This is a genomic window from Nostoc sp. C110, assembly GCF_043099725.1.
Taxonomy (GTDB): Bacteria; Cyanobacteriota; Cyanobacteriia; order Cyanobacteriales; family Nostocaceae; genus Nostoc; species Nostoc muscorum_A.
Map to the genome: position 1 here is coordinate 2,013,401 of NZ_CP171148.1, position 18,093 is coordinate 2,031,493.

Genomic DNA, 18,093 nt, shown 5'->3' on the forward strand with positions numbered 1-18,093 from the left:
TTGTTCTCAAAAAGCTTGCCAAAACTGGCTTGAAGTGTTTGTGTAGGCAAACTTTCGTCAGTCCACTCAAAAGATTTAAACACGCAACCTTATACTTGCTGTTGATTATTATGAAAAAATTAACTTTGAAAAGCTACTAACTCAAGGATGAGAAATAGGCAGAGCGATACCTGCGGTGGGCAGAGCCAACGCAAACTCTGTACCTTTATCTAACTCAGATTGGCAGGTAATCTTACCTTTATGTTTTTCTACCACAATTTGATATGCGATCGCTAGCCCTAAACCAGTACCAATGCCTCGTGGCTTGGTGGTAAAAAATGTTTCAAATATCTTTTTCTGATTTTCTGGTGAAATACCAGGGCCGTTGTCGGCAATTCGCACTATCACCAAATCATTCTCCCAGCATTCTGTAATAATAGTGATTTCAGGGAGAAATTTGGGATTTTCATCTGATTTTTCTTCTAAAGCATCAAGTGCATTGCTGAGAAGATTCATAAATACTTGATAAAGTAAACCTGTATAACCTGGAATCGTGGGAATCTCTCCATAGCTACGAACAAGGTTAATGCCATTTTTAAAGCGATTATTCAGAATCAATAATGTACTATCTAGACAAGCGTGTAGGTCGACTAACTGCGCTTCCCCATCGTCTAAACGAGAGAAATCTTTCAAACTTCGGACAATTTCTCGCGTGCGTTCAGCACCGATTTTCATTGAATTAAAGAGTTTTGGCAAATCTACTTCTAGAAACCCCAAATCAATTTCTTCTGCGAGAGTTTGTATAGCAGTGGAAGGCTGAGGAACTTCGGCTTTATATACTTGCAGTAATGCTAATAAATCGTCAGTATAGTTTTTCGCGTGTACGAGGTTGCCAGAAATAAAATTTACAGGATTATTAATTTCGTGAGCAACACCAGCCAGCATTCTTCCTAAACTAGACATTTTTTCACTTTGAATTAGTCGTACTTGGGACTCAGCTTGTTGCTCTTCTAAAAGGTGCTTCACCTGTCGAATTAGCTGGTTAAGGGAATTAGTTAAAGCTCCAACTTCATCTTGGGTAATTACGGGCGCTTGCAAATCAAAATTAGCTTCTTGGCTAACTCTTTGGGCGATATCTGTCACCGCTTTAATTGGATAAGCAATGATTGTACTGGTGTAGAAAGCCAGGATAGCAGCGATCGCTATTGACAGCAGCATACTACCAAGAATAATCTGAGCTTGGATGAGTGCAGCCTGATTCTGGGCTAGATGAGCTTCCTCTTGGCGTTTTTGAAGTGTTTTGGCAAAATCAGTTAACTCATGGGCAAATTGGTAAAATTTTAGAACATCCTGACTTTGGCTGAATTTCGAGATTAATTGCTGTACTTTTATAGCTCCCTCTGGCTGTGAAGTTAATGGCAAAATTTGCCGAATCAGCGACCTGAGTTGTTCAAAATATTCGGCTATTGTGCTGTTATGCTTTGTAAGCAGAGCTTGTAAATCCTCTTGGGAACTGTTTTGACTAAATTCTTGTGCCTGAGAAATCAGCGTTTCTGCATCCGCCAGATCGGTTTTGAAATGAGAGATTCCCCTTTGCAACGCTTGTGGCTGCTGTAAAAAAGGCACTATTTCTTTTTGGTGGATCTGTATTTCTAACAGTTCGCCTTGCAAAATACTTAACAAGCTTCCTTCTTCGTCTACCAATATAATCTGTTGTCTGGCTTCTTGAAAGTAGCGATCGCCTATTACCAACCCTGCTGTCGTTCCTAAAACTGCAACTCCCAAAGCCAAACCGTATCCATAAAAAATTTTTTGCCGAATACTAAGGCGATGGAATCTCTGTTGAACCCAGTTAAAGTATTTTAATTTAGGTATCGCAGTCATGGTATTACTCGTTGTTGAATTTTTTACTACGTGGTTTTTCATCAAAAACAAGAAATCCAGCCGCAAGTGAGAACACATTTAATACAAAATTCGCTCTTAGTTTATCAAAAGGGGTTTTTTCTACCCTGGTCAAAAATACTGAAACTATGAAGATTATAAGTATCTGCCTACTGAAGGGAGAGCCGGGGGAGTGTGGGAGGTGTGGGGAGTGTGGGGAGTGTGGGGAGTGTAGGGAGTTTGCGGGGTCAGATTTCTTCCCCATCCTCCCACACCTCCCACGCCTCCCACACCTCCCACACTCCTTAATTTCTCACTAGTGAGAAATCCAGGTGAAACTATTAAGATCAGAAGCATCTGCTTACTGAAAATACCCACTAATCTTTCCTAGCCATGCCTCTGCCGCGCATAGTAACGCTAATTGTTGGTCTGATAGTCATTTTGGGGCTAGCCCTATGGCTAATTGATTCCCTATCACGCCTCTATTGGCAATTATCCTATTCGCCGTTGCTTGGCAATTTGCTGCTGTTGCTGCTAATTGTCCTCATAGGAGCCTTGGTTGCGGCTTTTGTCTATTATGTATTGGTAATTCAATCTGGAGAAAAGCGATCGCGCCGCAACCCCAAGCGAGTAACTGCGGCGCAAATTCCTGCTGCTAAATCTGACGCTGCTTCTACAACTCTCCAAGCTGTGCGCCAACAGGTAGCGCAAATTCAAGATGAAGTCACACGTCAGGCTTTATTAAGTCGATCGCGCGAGATTGAAGCGAACTTAGCACGGGGTGAAATTCAAGTAGTGGTATTTGGTACGGGGAGTGCTGGCAAAACTTCCCTAGTGAATGCAATTATGGGACGCATGGTGGGTCAAGTGGATGCACCGATGGGTACAACCCAGGTTGGAGAAACCTATTGTCTGCGGTTGAAGGGATTAGAACGCAAGATTTTAATTACAGATACGCCAGGGATTTTAGAAGCGGGGGTGGCGGGAACAGAACGCGAACAAATGGCGCGAGAACTGGCAACAGAAGCAGATTTACTGTTATTTGTGGTGGATAATGACTTACGACGCTCAGAATATGAGCCGTTGCGGGGATTAGCAGAAATTGGGAAGCGATCGCTCCTAGTTCTCAACAAAACCGATTTATATACAGATGAAGATAAAGAATCCATCCTCGCTAGGTTGCGTCAACGGGTACGGGGATTTATTGCTACTAATGATGTGGTGGCGATCGCAGCTAATCCCCAATCTGCACAACTAGAAACTGGCGAAACCTACCAGCCGGAACCCGATATTGTCCCTTTACTGCGACGCACGGCTGCTGTTTTACGCGCCGAAGGTGAAGATTTGGTGGCGGATAACATTCTTTTGCAATCTCTGCGATTGGGAGACGAGGCGCGAAAACTCATCGATGGTCAGCGTCGCCGTCAAGCTGACAAAATCGTAGAACGGTTTCAATGGATTGGTGCTGGTGTGGTGTCAGTCACGCCAATACCAGTAGTAGATTTATTAGCGACAGCAGCTGTTAATGCTCAAATGGTTGTAGAAATTGGCAGAGTCTACGGCTGTGAATTGAATATGGAACGGGGACGAGAGTTAGCTCTTTCTTTAGCGAAAACTATTGCTAGTTTGGGCATTGTCAAGGGAGCAATTCAATTATTATCTACAGCGTTGCAACTCAATGTTGCTACTTTTCTGATTGGTCGGGCGATTCAAGGTGTGACAGCAGCTTATTTAACGCGAATTGCTGGTAAAAGTTTTATTGAATATTTTCGTCACGATCAAGATTGGGGTGATGGTGGAATGACGGAAGTTGTGCAGAAACAGTTTCAAATTAATCGCCGAGATGAATTTATTAAAGCTTTTATTCAAGAAGCGATCGCACGGGTAGTGAAGCCGTTACAAGATAAATCTGAAGTAGTTGAACATGATGAAGAAATCAATAGTTAAACAATTCAAAATTCAAAAACAAATGCGCTTCCTGTTATTAGGTGTGCAAAAGTCAAGTCGCTTCGCTCCAATTAAAAATTAAAAATGTAAAATTAGAAATTGCAAGACGCTCGCGGACTCGCTCTAAGCGAAGCTATGCCGCAGGCTTTACGCTGCACTATCAGTGGGGGCTTGTACCCAAAATTAATTAATTAAAAATTATTCTTCTTCACTAATTTTTAATTTTTAACTTTTAATTAAAAAAAGGTCAAGGTAAAAGAATAATCGATCAAACAGCAACTCTTTAAAACGGATATTTAAAGTGTATTATGGCTTTTTTTTTGCTGTTGTGATTTAGCCAAAAGATGGCATAGCACATAACGCATTATCAAATTTTTTATTTTTCCTAAGTTGTTTAGATAAGATTCTTTTTCACAAATAATTAAGAAAAGTTAAGTAAAACTTATAGAATATAATATATTTATCTGAATAAATTATATATCGTCTTAACTGTCTTAAGTGTCTTAACTGTTCTTGCATTCTTATTAAAAGTCTGAGACGTTAAGAAAGATAAAGTGTGGTGTTATGCATTCCAATCAATTTGGAGAGCTTAAACAATGACAACCACAACAACTAGCAAACTAAAGTCTACTTACAAGTCGCAGCAAGCATCTGGAACGTTTAAGCAAGTCTTTGTTAGTTCCGCTTGCTGCAATTAGGTATGAAAAGTTTTGTCCTATAAATATCTGCTCAAAAAATAAATTCTAATGATTTTTGGTAGTCCATACCCTGACATTCCTATCCCTAAACAGCCACTGACAGAATTTGTATTGCAACGAGCAATAGAGCTAGCGGATAAACCAGCCCTCATTGAAGGCATAACTAACAGCATAATAACATATAAACAACTAGCGGAGTCAATCCGTAAAGTGGCTTTTGGTTTGGCGGCGCGTGGCTTTTCCAAGGGTGATGTTTTAGGTATTTACAGCCCAAATATTCCTGAATATGCGATCGCTTTCCATGCCGTAGCAACTTTAGGTGGGATCATCACTACAATCAACCCATCCTATACAGCAGAAGAGCTTACATATCAACTCAATGATGCTGGTACAAAATATCTCATCACCATCCCAGACCTTGTAGGGCAAGCATTAGAAGCGATTGGTCAGTCAAAGATAGAGGAAGTATTTGTATTTGGTGAAGCAGCTGGAGCTACCTCATTTTCTGTGCTTTTAGAAGGTGAAGGAGAGATACCAAAAGTACAGATCAATCCACAAAAAGATTTAGTAGCCTTGCTCTACTCTAGTGGCACTACTGGTATGCCTAAAGGTGTAATGCACACCCACCATTCATTTGTGGCCAACTTTCACCAATTCCAAAACTGCGAACCAGTCAGTGAGGCTGATGCAATTATTGGAGTATTACCTTTTTTTCACGCCTACGGCCTGGTGATGCTGAATTACAGCCTGGCTTGCGGTGCTACTGTTGTGACGATGCCGCACTTTGATTTAGAGTCCTTTCTAAGCCTGATTGAAAAGCATAAAATCACCCGTATCCACATCGTTCCGCCAATTTTGCTGGCATTAGCAAAGCAGCCAATAGTAGATAAATACGATCTTTCGAGCTTGCGGGTGCTGACTTCTGGGGCAGCACCACTAAGCCATCAATTGATCGAGGAGTGCGAACAGCGTCTTCCTAATTGCGTTGTAAAGCAAGCATACGGAACGACAGAAACCTTTGTGACCACTTATACTCCAGATGAACGTGAAAAAATCAAGCCTGGTTCAGTAGGTCAATGTCTCCCTCATGTGGAATGTCAAATCGTAGATGTCGATACCCAACAACCATTAGGTTTTAATCAAGCAGGGGAGTTGTGGGTACGGGGGCCACAGCTTATGAAAGGCTATTTGAATAATCCCGACGCAACTGCCAGCACAATTGATCGAGATGGTTGGTCTCACACCGGCGATATTGTCTATATTGACGAAGACGGCTACTTTTACATAGTCGATCGCATCAAAGAATTGATTAAGTGTAATGGCTACTCCATAGCACCAGCCGAACTCGAAGCAGTCTTGTTGAGCCATCCTGCTGTTGCTGATGCTTGTGTAGTCAAGAGTCCTCATCCCAGTAGTGGGGAAGTTCCTAAAGCTTTTGTTGTGCTTAAAGATTCAGCTACCCCAGAGCAAATTATGGAGTTTGTCGCTGGACAAGTTGCACCGCATAAAACGATCCGCAGACTTGAATTTGTGGACAAAATTCCCAAATCAGCTTCTGGCAAAATTTTGCGCCGCGTATTGGCACAACAAGAACTAAGAAATATCAAAGAAGCATCCTCTGACGAGCAGCCATTGCAGCAACGATTAGAATTTCTAGAACAGTTAGATGATGCTTCTTTAGGTCAACGTCAAGAGCTATTAATTGATTACATTCGAGAGCAATTTGTCAAAGTTTTAGGCATTAATACATCTCAAAATCTGGATATAGAAAAGCCTTTACATGAACTGAGGCTTGATTCTCTAATGAATATAGATTTGAAGAATCGTATTGATACTGAATTAGGAGTAGACATACCCATAGATATGTTGCTGGGTAATTCCAATATCAACCAATTAGTAAATTTCTTGCTTCAGCAACTAGCAGCGAAAAACACAATTCTCTCAAAAAAATCATCGACTGAATTAGCAACAGATTTGAATTCAGAAGTTGTTTTAGACTCTACAATCTTTCCTGAATATCCATCTGAGTCATTTGTAACTGAACCTGCTGCTATTTTATTAACTGGAGCTACGGGATTTCTAGGAGCTTTTTTACTGCAAGAGTTACTGTTAAAAACCCAAGCAGATGTTTATTGCTTAGTACGTTCTATTGATGCTGAATCAGGGAAAATAAGGCTTCAAAATAACTTAGAATCATACGGGATTTGGCATGATGATTTTGCTGATAGAATTATTCCTGTATTGGGTGATTTATCTCAACCACTGTTAGGTTTGTCATCACAAGATTTTCAAAAAATGAGCAGCATCATCGATGTAATTTATCACAATGCTGCTTGGATTAATTATGTTTATCCCTATTCAGCATTAAAGCCTACCAATGTTTTGGGAACTCAGGAAATATTGAGATTAGCGAGTTGTATAAAAACCAAATCGGTACATTACATTTCTACGATCGCGGTTTTTGAGTCATCAGCTTATGCAGGAAAAGTCGTAACTGAATCCGATCAACTCGCTCATAGTGAGGGAATGAGACTGGCTTATTCTCAGAGTAAATGGGTGGCAGAAAAGTTAATGATGTTAGCGAGTGACAGAGGAATTCCAGTTTCAATTTATAGGCCACCATTTATTTCTGGGCATAGTCAAACAGGCGCTTGGTATAAAGATGATGTGATTTGCCGCACCATCAAAGGCTGTATACAAATGGGAAGCATAACAGACATTACTGACACCTTAGATTTAGCTCCTGTGGATTACCTCAGCCAAAGTATTGTGTATTTATCAAAGCAACAAGATTCTCTTGGTAAAGCTTTTCACTTAAATAATCCTAAACCTATTTTTTGGAAAGAATTAACTGATTTTATCTGCTCTCTTGGCTATCAGATTGAGCATATTGCTTATAAAGATTGGCAAATAAAACTAAATAATTCTGTACGCTCTCAGGAAAATCCTTTGTATCATCTGTTGCCTTTTTATCACAAGCAGTATCAGCAATCAACTGAGCCAAAAATTAGTTGTTTAGCAACACAAGATGCTCTTGCAGGAAGTTCAATTATGTGTCCTCCAGTGAATACTCAATTACTCAATACTTATTTTTCCTATTTTCTTTTTAGTGGTTGGCTTGGCGTGTCGCCACCCTCTAATAAATTGGCTTGACTGTTATCAATCAAGCAATTTTAAATAGGATTTAAAAATCAAACCGGATTCCTATATAAGGCTTTCTTTTATGTTTCAAACAGAATTACAACATCCCATCGATAAAAATGATATGCAGACTACACAAACATTAAAGCAAATGATCGCTGGTGCTTGGATTACGCAAGGTATTTATGTAGTTGCTCAACTTGGTATTGCAGATTTACTCAAGGATGGTTCTAAAAGTTACGATGAATTAGCAACAAAAACTGGTGTAGATGCGCGATCGCTCTACCGACTACTACGTGCCCTTGCTAGTGTTGGTATATTTGCTGAAGGTAATTCAGGCTACTTTGAGTTGACACCTGTTGCCGAAAGTTTGCAAAGCGATCGCACCGATTCTCTACGTGGTTATGCTATCAAATCTGGTCAAGCCTGGGAATGGCAACCTTGGGGACATCTACTTGAAAGTATCAAAACCGGAAAACCTGTATTCAAAAATATCTTCGGGATGGAGAGATTTGATTATCTAGCTACTGAGCCTTCTGCTTCTAAAATATACACTCAAGCTATTAGTAGTATTTCTGGCGAACAAGATGCAGCGATCGCAGCTGGTTATGACTTCTCATCCATCCACAACTTAGTTGAGGTTGGAGGTGGAAATGGTACTTTGATGGCCTCGATTCTCAAAGCGAATTTGACAATGCAGGGGATTTTATTTGATTTACCCCATGTAGTTGCAGATGCCAAACCTGTGATTGAAGACCTGGAACTACAAGATCGTTGTCAACTAGTCGGTGGGAACTTCTTTGAATCAGTACCCACAGGTGGAGATGCTTACTTGCTACGGTATATTGTTCACGATTGGGATGATGAAAGAGCGATCGCCATCCTGAAAAATTGTTACCAAGCGATGCAGCCTAACGGCAAATTACTGCTAGTCGAAATGGTTATACCAAAAGGCAACGAACCATTTTTTGGGAAACTCCTCGACTTGCAGATGCTCGTGAATTATGGCGGCCGTGAACGGACTGAAACTGAGTATCAAGTTCTACTAGAAACAGCAGGTTTCTCATTGACAAAAATTTATCCAGTAGCGCCTCCAATCAGCATAATTGAAGCTATTCGCTTATAAAAAGGAACAGGAAAAATAAGTCTCCGTTTTCACTACAAAGAGGCTTGGTAAATCTTTTTTTTATACAACACTCATAGTTTTAAGGTAAATAAAATGAAGCAAAATTTGATTGAAACTTTACTAGATATTTCAGAACAGGAAAAAGAGCGGCTTTTAGCAGCCATCCAAATTGATGCTATTACTGAAAGTCCATATCTAGAAAAGGAATCAACAGAATCCCAAGAGTACAGACAATTTTTCCAATCAATCTTCCAAGAGATACTTCATTTTGAAGGCAACGAGCAGCAATTACTTTTTGAAATAGCAAGATATGTGCGTCATAAGTATTTGGAAAACAAAGGAAATTTAAGAGGTGTGATCGAGATTACTAATGCTTGCGAAAGGAGTTGTAATTATTGTCCAATGAGAATTGAAAATGAAGAATTAGGAGATCGTTACAATTTTTCTAGCGAAAAAATACTAGAAACCGCCATAGAAATCAAAGAAGCAAAAATTCCCATTGTATTCATTCAAGCAGGTGAAATTAAAGCAACGACTAAAACCGTATCTAGAGCCATACCTAAAATTAAACAACTTTTTGAGAATAACGTAATTATCCTTCTAAATCTTGGCGATAACCCTAAAGAAGATTACACAATACTCAAAGAAGCTGGCGCAAATCAATACATTATTAAATTTGAAACGAGCAATTGGAATTTACACAAACAAGCTAGAGGATACCTTTTATCCGATCGCCTCAATAGAATCGATGATCTATTAAGTTTAGGATATGAGGTGGGAAGCGGAACCATTGTCGGTTTAAAAGCAGTAAATGCCAATGGGAAAATCGAAATTGAACAAACTCCAAAGATGCTGGCGAACGATCTCCTACTTGCCATGAAGAAGAAAATTCATATGTGTAGTGCATCTCCTTTTGTACCTGGTAAAGGTACTCCACTAGCTCAAATGAGTGCGGGCAACGCTAGTATGACTTTAAATTGGATGGCTTTAGCCAGAATTATGATGCCAAAAGTTATGATACCTAGTGTAAGTGCCCTTAATGTTTTATTAGGACAAGATGGTCAGTTAAAAGGACTGCAAGCAGGGGCAAATACGATCACCGTGAATTTTACCCCTCCCAACTATCAAGACCAGTATGCTATTTACAGTAAACAAAAACGTTACAAAGTTAAATACGAGTATGCTTTAGATATCATGGAAAAAGCTGGTATCGAGCCAACTTTATTGCCTAACGTGCCTAGCCGGAGTTTTTTACTCTCTCAAAATTAGAACTTCCCACTGCTTAAAGAGGACTTACGCAACTGAGGGAGAACTCAATGCGGTGGTTCAAGTCTCCTGATCAAGCGCAGTAATTATTAGCAGCAAAATTAGCCCTGTTCTGTCACTTTTCGGATTAAGCCAGTAGTAAATAAAACCTTTTCCCCAGAAGAATAAAAGTTTTTAAATTGATTCATTGTACTAATTAGGTTATTGAATCTAAGCAATAAATTGAAACGGTGAATTAAATTGTATTTCTCTCAAGAGATTAGCATTTATTTATCATCAAAAGTAGCTTTTTAAATCTAAAAGCTATTGTATTTCAATGCATTTTTGAACATTGAAATAATACGATAAATAAGATTTTTTTAATATTTAACTATTAGCTTTTTATGCAATGATTAAATTTGTAAATTACAAAATTAAGTAATTTTAGGAAACAGCAATGACGACAGATATCAAAAAGCAAGAAGATTTAGGCATTTCGTGGTTGTTCCAAGAACAGTTTGGTTTTTCACAGATTCCATTAAACCAATCTTATGAAGCTTACTTTAAATCGCTGCTTGTTTGTGCTAATGGTGATGGCACATTAGCAGATGCAGAAAGAGATTGGGTGATTGGATATGCCTCTGCCTACAATCGTGACCCTGCAATTATCGAAAAACTCAAAGTTTACAAGGCTGATGAAGATTTAGAGACACTATTTAGTGGAGATCCTTTAATCATTGAAACACGCCGTTCCCTACTCCTTGATGCAATACAAGCTTGTGCTGCTGATGGCGAATATAACGAAAAAGAACGGGCTGTAGTACTCAAAGGAGCAAAGGCACTCAATATTTCTGAAGACGAGTTGAAAAAGATTGAAGAAATCTATTTTGAGACAGTCAAACTCCGTGAAAAACGTCTAGCAGTTCTGTATCCCAAAGGTTTGCCTTACTAAATCAACACTTCTCTTACAAGCGAAAAATCCAGTAAGTTAATTGTAGTTTTCTCCATTAGTAGTCTGTTTCATTCATTTTTTTGCTCATTAGCATATCCCTGACTTATTTAATAAGTTGGGGATACAACTGTACATGAACGAGTAATTTGACAAGTCTTGTATAGATTGCTATATGGTTAATTGTTATTGGTGGAGTGACACCATCTAGTCTCTCATTTGATACTCTTATCCAAAAAGAAACAGATGAGTTTGAACAGACAGCAACTGTTCAAAAATGGTTACTTTTTTACGAGTGACTTCAATACTTCTCGGTTAAGGGTAAAAGGGGAAAGGGAAAAGGGAAATAAAAAACCCTTAACCCTTACCCTTTAACCTTTTCCCAAAACCCGATTCCGAGTTAAAAATGCAAAACCCGAGCAGTATTGCGAGTGACTTGGGAAAAAAGATGAACAGAATCGTCTGTACCTTACGGGACGTAAGAAAATATTGATTGATACGGAATCTAATCGTCTTTTTTAAATCTTTATAATCCAAAAATGAATATAGTAATTGTCCTGGGTTAAATCATATTTTTAATACTCCTTTTCTCGGTGTTGAACTGGCTGATTGGCATAGTCTTTAAGCAGTTCACTAAAATTTCTTGGCTGCAAGGAAAAACTGCAATTATCACCTTTCTGCACCGGAATATCAGCAGATTGTTAATTAATCTCCCTGTTAAGAATGCAGCATAGCCAATACTTCACAACTTCTTTGCGAAGTATTGGCTTTAATAAAAAATTATATGTTTTTACGCAAAAATACTTAACAAAGTAAACTTACATTCAAGGTATAAAAACTCTGGTTATTTATTTCTAAACCATTCCGGAAACAGGAGGGAATGTCAGAAAAACTAAATAATAAGGACTTACTGAGTAACCAGGTCATGACCAACCACATAATCGGTAAATTATTACAAGAGCGTTACCAAATTATCCAAAGCCTGGGTGCAGGGGTATTTGGACAAACATATATAGCTGTAGACGTAGATTTTCCACAGAATCCTAAATGTGTTATTAAGCAGATAAAAGTTAGCAGTTCCGAACCTGGGTACTTGGAGATGCTGAGGTTAATGTTTCTAACTGAAACTGAAACCCTCAAGCTTCTAGGAAGCCATCAACAAATTCCTGAATTTATCGCCTGCTTTGAAGAAAACAGCCAGTTTTATTTAGTACAAGAGCTAATTGAAGGACATGCGCTGACTGCGGAATTGCCCATTGCTCAACAGTGGGGGTGTCTGTGGAATGAAAGGGAAGTTGTACAATTCTTGATAGATGTCTTAAGTATTCTAGAATTTGTTCACTCTCAAGGCGTGATCCATTGTGACATCAAACCAGAAAACTTGATTAGACGTAATAGCGATCGCAAGTTAGTTTTGATTGACTTTGGCTCAATCCAGTCTATCGATTTTGGCATAGGTGCGGAATTGCCGATTTATAGAATTCCTGTCACCTCATTGGGATATATACCGCCAGAGCAATTTATTGGTCAAACACAGCCTAACAGCGATATTTATGCTTTGGGAATGATTGCTATCCAGGCTTTAACTGGGTTAGAACCACTAAAATTAAAAGTTGATCCTCATACTAATGAAATTTTTTGGCGTTCTCAAGACACGCCAGTTAACGATTATCTAGCTGCTGTTCTCAGCCAAATGATCCGTTACGATTCTCAAAATCGCTTCCAGTCTGCGACTGAGGTACTGCGGGTACTCAAACAAATAACATGGGATCAGCCAGCACAAATATTAGAGGAAGATTCTGAATTTTTTCTAGAAGCTGCTGCGATTGAGGATAATGATTTTCAAAATCTTACATCTGGCACATCATCCCCGTTATTGACAGGAATGAAAGTCGGACTAGCAGCTAATTCTTTATTGATGGGGTTTGGTGTATATTCTTTAGTTAATACTGCACCTGCATACTCAGAAACCGATACTTTATATAAAGCAACAAAAGAATATCAAGCTGGGGATTTGCAAGAAGCGATCGCACTTGCTAAATCAATTCCCTCCCACAGCAATGTTTATCCAGAAGCCCAAGCCACAATGGAAGAATGGCAAGAGCAATGGCAAGTTGCTGCACAACAATACCAAATAGCTCAAATAGCTTTTCATGAGAGCCGATGGTCAGATGTTCTTGATGCTGTTTCTCAAATTCCCAATATTTCATATTGGCAATCTAAAACAGATAAACTAGTTCAGCAAGCATACGTTAACATTGAAGCACAGACACAAGATTTATTAGCAAAAGCTTACGAAAGTGCCGAGGTCAGAGATTTTTCTACTGCATTACAATATCTGCGGGAAATTCCTAAAGAAAGTCGTGCGGGGGCTTTAGTTCAAGAAAAGCTGGCTGAGTATAATCGAAAGCGCCAAATCAGAGCAGCTTATTTTTTACAGAACGCTTACAAAAAAGCATCTGTAGGTGATTTTGATCGGGCTGTAAAATTTCTCCGAAATATTCCACAAGATGCTCTAGTTTATGCTCAAGCTCAAGTTAAATTGAATGAGTATACTCAAAAGCAACGCGTGCAGGCTGGCAATCAAAAGATAGCTTCTGCAAAAAGAACAAATTCATTTGTCTCTAAAAATTCAGACACTAAGATTGAATATTTTCAGCAAGTAAATTATTTGCAAGAAGTGAATATTCGATAGTTACAGCAATTTTTAAATAAATGTACTTGTTACATAGAGCAAGTTTAAGTAGAGATGCGAAAATGTACTGGGCTGGCTTCGAATGCCCTGCCACGCTAACGCATCTCTACAAGTCTAAAATCATTAACAAAAATCTTTAACTAAACGTATTAGTACACAAAGAAGCGATGATTGCTTTTATCAAAACAGAATTCAGAAGTCAGGAGCCAGAATGGGCTAAACGCCCCGCTACCGCTAACAGAATTGAATTCTGTGTGATACAACTAATAGCTCAGTGCATCGCTATCGAGCGTCTTGATTCTGACTCCTGAATTCTGACTTCTGAATTCTTCTTCAATTAGTTTAGGATTTTCATTTATCGAATAGGTAGTTCAATAATAAACTCTATACCTTCACCTGGCTTGGAATCGTATGTGAGCTTGCCATGATGGTTATTAACCACAATTTGGTAAGCAATAGATAGACCAAGCCCTGTTCCTTTACCGACAGGTTTTGTTGTGTAAAAAGCATCGAATATTTTTGTTGTATCTGCGTTTTTTATCCCTGAACCATTGTCAGCAACTCTTAAAATCACTTGCTCTCCAATTACCTCAGTTTTAATTTTAATCACCCCAGGATTTCTAGAAATTGTATCAATATCTTTATTTTTATTTGCTTCTTCAATTGCATCGATCGCATTAGAAATTAAATTCATAAAGACCTGATTAATCTCGCTAGGAAAACACTCAACAAGTGGCAAGTCCCCATATTCTTTAACTAGTTTGATAGCTGGGTGATGAGCATTTCCCTTAAACCGATGTCCAAGAATGAGTAATGTACTTTCTAACCCTTCATGCAAGTTAGCTAGTTTTTTTCCAGCTTCTCTGTGACGCGAGAAGTTGTTCAAATATGACACAATTTCTGTAACGCGATCTGTACCAACTTGCATGGATTTAATAATTTTAGATAAATCATCTAACAAAAATTCAAGATCGCTTTTTTTTATTGCAGTGTGAAGTTCATCTGGTGGATTGGGCAGATATTTTTCATAGAGATGCAATAAACTAACTACTTCTTGTACATACTTTTCAACAAAATTTAAGTTGCCAGCTATAAAATTGATGGGATTATTAACTTCATGAGCAATTCCTGCTGTTAGTTGACCTAAAGCTGCTACCTTTTCTGCTTGAATCAATTGAGTTTGAGTCTGTTGTAATTCGGTGTTTTTAGCAATTAAGGTTTTTGTCAAATTTCTCAGTTTGAGGTGATTTTCAATCCGCACTAATACTTCTTCATGCTGGAAAGGTTTTGTAATGTAGTCTACGGCTCCTAATTGCAAACCTTTGACTTTATCAGCAGTTTCTGAAAGGGCTGTCATAAAAATGACTGGAATATCTTGGACGCGAGGATTGCTTTTTAGCTGTTTACAGGTTTCAAAACCATCTATACCCGGCATCATTACATCCAGCAAGATTAAATCAGGTAAATCACCATTTTCTAATCGCTGAAGGGCTTTTTCTCCACTGCGGGCTGCCCAAACTTCGAAGCTAGACTGATCCAGAAAGCTGGATAAAACTTGTAAATTGGCAGGGTTATCATCAACGACTAAAACAATTCCCCTTAAAGGAGCATAATTGATAGAGTTATTTTGGTTTTCAATAATAGTTTTCATACCGTTTCCACCGCATATTTAGTCAAAAACTTTATAATTAAATCTTCATCAAATTGTCTTGCTAGCTGCCGTAGTTCGTTAGCAAATGGTGCAAAATTTGTATCTGTTTCTTCTAGTTGATCGGCCCATTTGAGAATGGCATTGAAGTTACCTTTACTGGCTAAAGTGGTTAGTTCTTGCAACACCTGGGGAGAAGGAGAGGTTAATTGAGTAGTTGCTGTGGTTGCTTCTTTGGCTTTTTCTCCATCAGTCTGAGATTGCTTGTAAATCCATACCAAATTTAAGTATTGTTCTAGTTGATGCAATAATTCATCTACTTGTATGGGTTTGCTCAAGAAAGCATTACCTCCAGCTTGCAGACTGCGATTTTGGTCAGCTTCAAAGACACTAGCTGAAGAAACAATAATTAATACATCCTGAATTTCTGAAGTGTGACGCAGGTGTTTAATTAATTCAAACCCATCCATTTCTGGCATCAGCAAATCTGTGATGATTAAGTTTGGCTTGAGGGCGATCGCTATTTCTAAACCTTCTTTACCGTTGCTGGCTTCAACCACATTAAAACCCAGTGGTTGCAGTAAGTTTGTAATCACTGTGCGATTCTCCCAGCGATCGTCAACCATCAGGATGGTGTAGGGACCACCCTCAAAGCCAATGATTTGTTTCTCTGAGGCAGTCATCGCAGATTGTACCCAGTCAGTCGCTTCGGGTATCTCTAACTCAAACGAAAAGCTGCTCCCCTTACCAATCTGACTCTGAACATGGATATCGCTACCCATCATTTGTACCAACTGCCGAGTAATAGCTAAACCCAGCCCTGTACCTTCAGCTTGGCGCTTTTTCTCACCTACTTGTTCAAATGGTAAGAAAATTTGGCTCAATTCTGCGGGAGTTATCCCAATTCCTGTATCTTCTACATTAAAGCGAAGGCGATGTTTCATTATCTGCCCATCATTGGAAGGTTGATCGATTACTTCAATATTGAAAGTAACCTGACCTTCATCTGTAAATTTGATGGCATTTCCCAGCAGATTCAATAGTACCTGACGTAATCTTTTGACATCGACATAAACCCCTGTAGGCAAGTTAATCGGTGGTTTATAAATAAACGAAATGCCCTTTTGTTTTGCCCGAATGTGGCAGATTTCGACAATTCCTTGAAGAAAGGAAGGGAAATGCACATCATAAGGATGCAATTCTAACTTTTTCGCTTCAATTTTGGAGAGATCCAAAATGTCATTAATTAAAGTCAGCAGATGAGAGCCACATTGTTCAATAATATTGACGTGATATTGCTCTTGCTTAGGTAAAGCTGGGGAACGCAGTAAAATTTGGGCACAACCGAGAATGCCATTTAAAGGTGTTCGCAGTTCATGACTCATGTTTGCTAAAAATTCGCTTTTAGCATGGTTGGCTGTATCAGCCGCAGCTTTAGATTTTTTCAGTTCACGTTGTTCAAATGCTTGGACTTGCCACAAGACAGTAATCATGGTAAGTGTCAGTCCACCGACAATTAAGGCAATCAAATCGAGGAATTGCAATCGAGATTCGATATTTTGGCGGGGAATCACCAAAGCTACAGACCAATTAGCAGCTTGCAACGGCAGATAAGCGACATACTGTTTAGTGCCGTCAATTTCCATTAACTCAATTCCCTGTTGTTTGTTTACCATCCTCTGAGCGATCGCATTTAAATTGCGATCGCCAATTTTCAGCAGGCTGGGTGCAGGTTTTTCTACGGTTGACATTAACGCCGAGTTAGGATGAACGATCGCTTGTCCTTGGGAATTGAGAGCAAAAGCATAGCTGTTCGTGCCGTAGCGCAGGGAGTTAACAACCTCTGCAATGTGATCGACTCTCACATTGCCGTGGAAAACTCCAATCGGTGAACTGCTGCTAGCAGAATTTGAAGAGATTGGGGTGGCGATCGCTATTAAAGGAATTCCTGTAGAACGGCTGATGAAAGGGTCAGAAATGTTGCTCTTTCCTGCAATTGCTTTTTGAAAGTAGTCTCGATCATGAATATTTTTATTGGATCGACCAACTTTTGTATTAGAAAATGAACCATCTGGGTTGACTATTTGGAAAAAGAAAAATTCATTGATCCGCTTGACTTCTAATTTTAAATAGGGTTCTGCTACAGACCAGTTTAAGGAGCGGACAGTTAAAGTATTAGCCAGGGTTTGTACCTCTGCTTGGCGAAGATGTAACCACTCTTCAATTTCATCACCCCCTCTCTGTACCTCTAAAAAAGCACTATGTCTCAAATCTTTGAGCATCAGATTTCTAGTGGCTTGATAGCTGAAATAGGCAGAAATACTGACTAGAAGGGTAGTACCGCCAAGAATAAATCGAATTAGTAAATTTCGTAAAGGATGATTTTCTCTATTAGTTGCTGATAGGCTGGAGTTTGGTTGTATCAAGGGTTAGCTCCTTAATCGCATAGTTCGGTAATAAAAAATTCTAGGTTATCTTTAGATTGCCCAAGAAGTTACCGATGCTCACAGCTTTTGGTAAAATAAACAATAAATTTATAGTAATGGCACGAATTATAAATTACGATCTCAAAATATTCTTTAAAATCAACTAAAATTCCAATTATTGGCTAGAAGAAGTGTTATTAACAATTCGTAATTATTAATTACGAATTGTTTAGTGTTAGGACTTACGCAATAACTCTCTCAAACTCTTATTCCTTTGTGTCCTTCTCTGACGAGACGCTGCGCGTAGCTTGCTTCTCCGTAGGAGTATGCGTCCTACGCTGCGGGAAGCCGCTCCGCG

General features: G+C 39.0%; 10 protein-coding genes. 6 read left to right on the forward strand and 4 right to left on the reverse strand.

Annotated features, from left to right (window positions below; all coding sequences use genetic code 11):
• Positions 1–141: 141 nt before the first annotated feature.
• Together ACFFRD_RS14250 and ACFFRD_RS14255 are read right to left on the reverse strand one after the other, a co-directional pair.
• Positions 142–1,863: an ATP-binding protein gene (locus ACFFRD_RS14250; RefSeq protein WP_392482048.1), complete on the reverse strand. Its 1,722-nt coding sequence runs from the start codon at positions 1,861–1,863 to the stop codon at positions 142–144.
• 153 nt (positions 1,864–2,016) lie between these two features.
• On the reverse strand, positions 2,017–2,217 hold the full coding sequence (locus tag ACFFRD_RS14255) for a hypothetical protein (RefSeq protein ID WP_392482049.1): 201 nt from the start codon (positions 2,215–2,217) through the stop codon (positions 2,017–2,019).
• Between the two features lie 36 nt (positions 2,218–2,253).
• On the opposite strand from ACFFRD_RS14255, the gene ACFFRD_RS14260 reads away from it, so the two are divergent.
• The 6 genes from ACFFRD_RS14260 to ACFFRD_RS14285 all read left to right on the forward strand — a co-directional run bounded on the left by ACFFRD_RS14260 (position 2,254) and on the right by ACFFRD_RS14285 (position 13,661).
• Entirely contained in the window at positions 2,254–3,807 is a 1,554-nt protein-coding gene (locus ACFFRD_RS14260; RefSeq protein ID WP_392482050.1) for a YcjF family protein, read from the forward strand.
• 746 nt (positions 3,808–4,553) lie between these two features.
• Complete coding sequence (locus tag ACFFRD_RS14265) at positions 4,554–7,658, forward strand: thioester reductase domain-containing protein (protein WP_392482051.1); 3,105 nt, start codon at positions 4,554–4,556, stop codon at positions 7,656–7,658.
• A gap of 70 nt (positions 7,659–7,728) precedes the next feature.
• Positions 7,729–8,772, forward strand: a complete 1,044-nt coding sequence (locus ACFFRD_RS14270) for a methyltransferase (RefSeq protein ID WP_392482052.1) — start codon at positions 7,729–7,731, stop codon at positions 8,770–8,772.
• A gap of 93 nt (positions 8,773–8,865) precedes the next feature.
• The gene (locus ACFFRD_RS14275) at positions 8,866–10,041 is read left to right on the forward strand and encodes a radical SAM protein (protein ID WP_392482053.1); all 1,176 of its coding nucleotides are present in this window, start codon (positions 8,866–8,868) and stop codon (positions 10,039–10,041) included.
• 433 nt (positions 10,042–10,474) lie between these two features.
• The gene (locus tag ACFFRD_RS14280) at positions 10,475–10,969 is read left to right on the forward strand and encodes a hypothetical protein (RefSeq protein ID WP_190960923.1); all 495 of its coding nucleotides are present in this window, start codon (positions 10,475–10,477) and stop codon (positions 10,967–10,969) included.
• Positions 10,970–11,891: 922 nt separating this feature from the next.
• On the forward strand, positions 11,892–13,661 hold the full coding sequence (locus ACFFRD_RS14285; RefSeq protein WP_392482054.1) for a protein kinase: 1,770 nt from the start codon (positions 11,892–11,894) through the stop codon (positions 13,659–13,661).
• Between the two features lie 355 nt (positions 13,662–14,016).
• Here the strand turns inward: ACFFRD_RS14285 and ACFFRD_RS14290 are convergent, their stop codons facing one another.
• Together ACFFRD_RS14290 and ACFFRD_RS14295 are read right to left on the reverse strand one after the other, a co-directional pair.
• Positions 14,017–15,312, reverse strand: a complete 1,296-nt coding sequence (locus ACFFRD_RS14290) for a response regulator (protein ID WP_392482055.1) — start codon at positions 15,310–15,312, stop codon at positions 14,017–14,019.
• Positions 15,309–17,735 carry an ATP-binding protein gene (locus ACFFRD_RS14295; protein ID WP_392482056.1) on the reverse strand — a complete coding sequence of 809 codons (2,427 nt, stop codon included), beginning with the start codon at positions 17,733–17,735 and terminating at the stop codon, positions 15,309–15,311. Before ACFFRD_RS14295 ends, ACFFRD_RS14290 begins: the two co-directional genes overlap by 4 nt.
• Between the last annotated feature and the right edge of the window lie 358 nt (positions 17,736–18,093).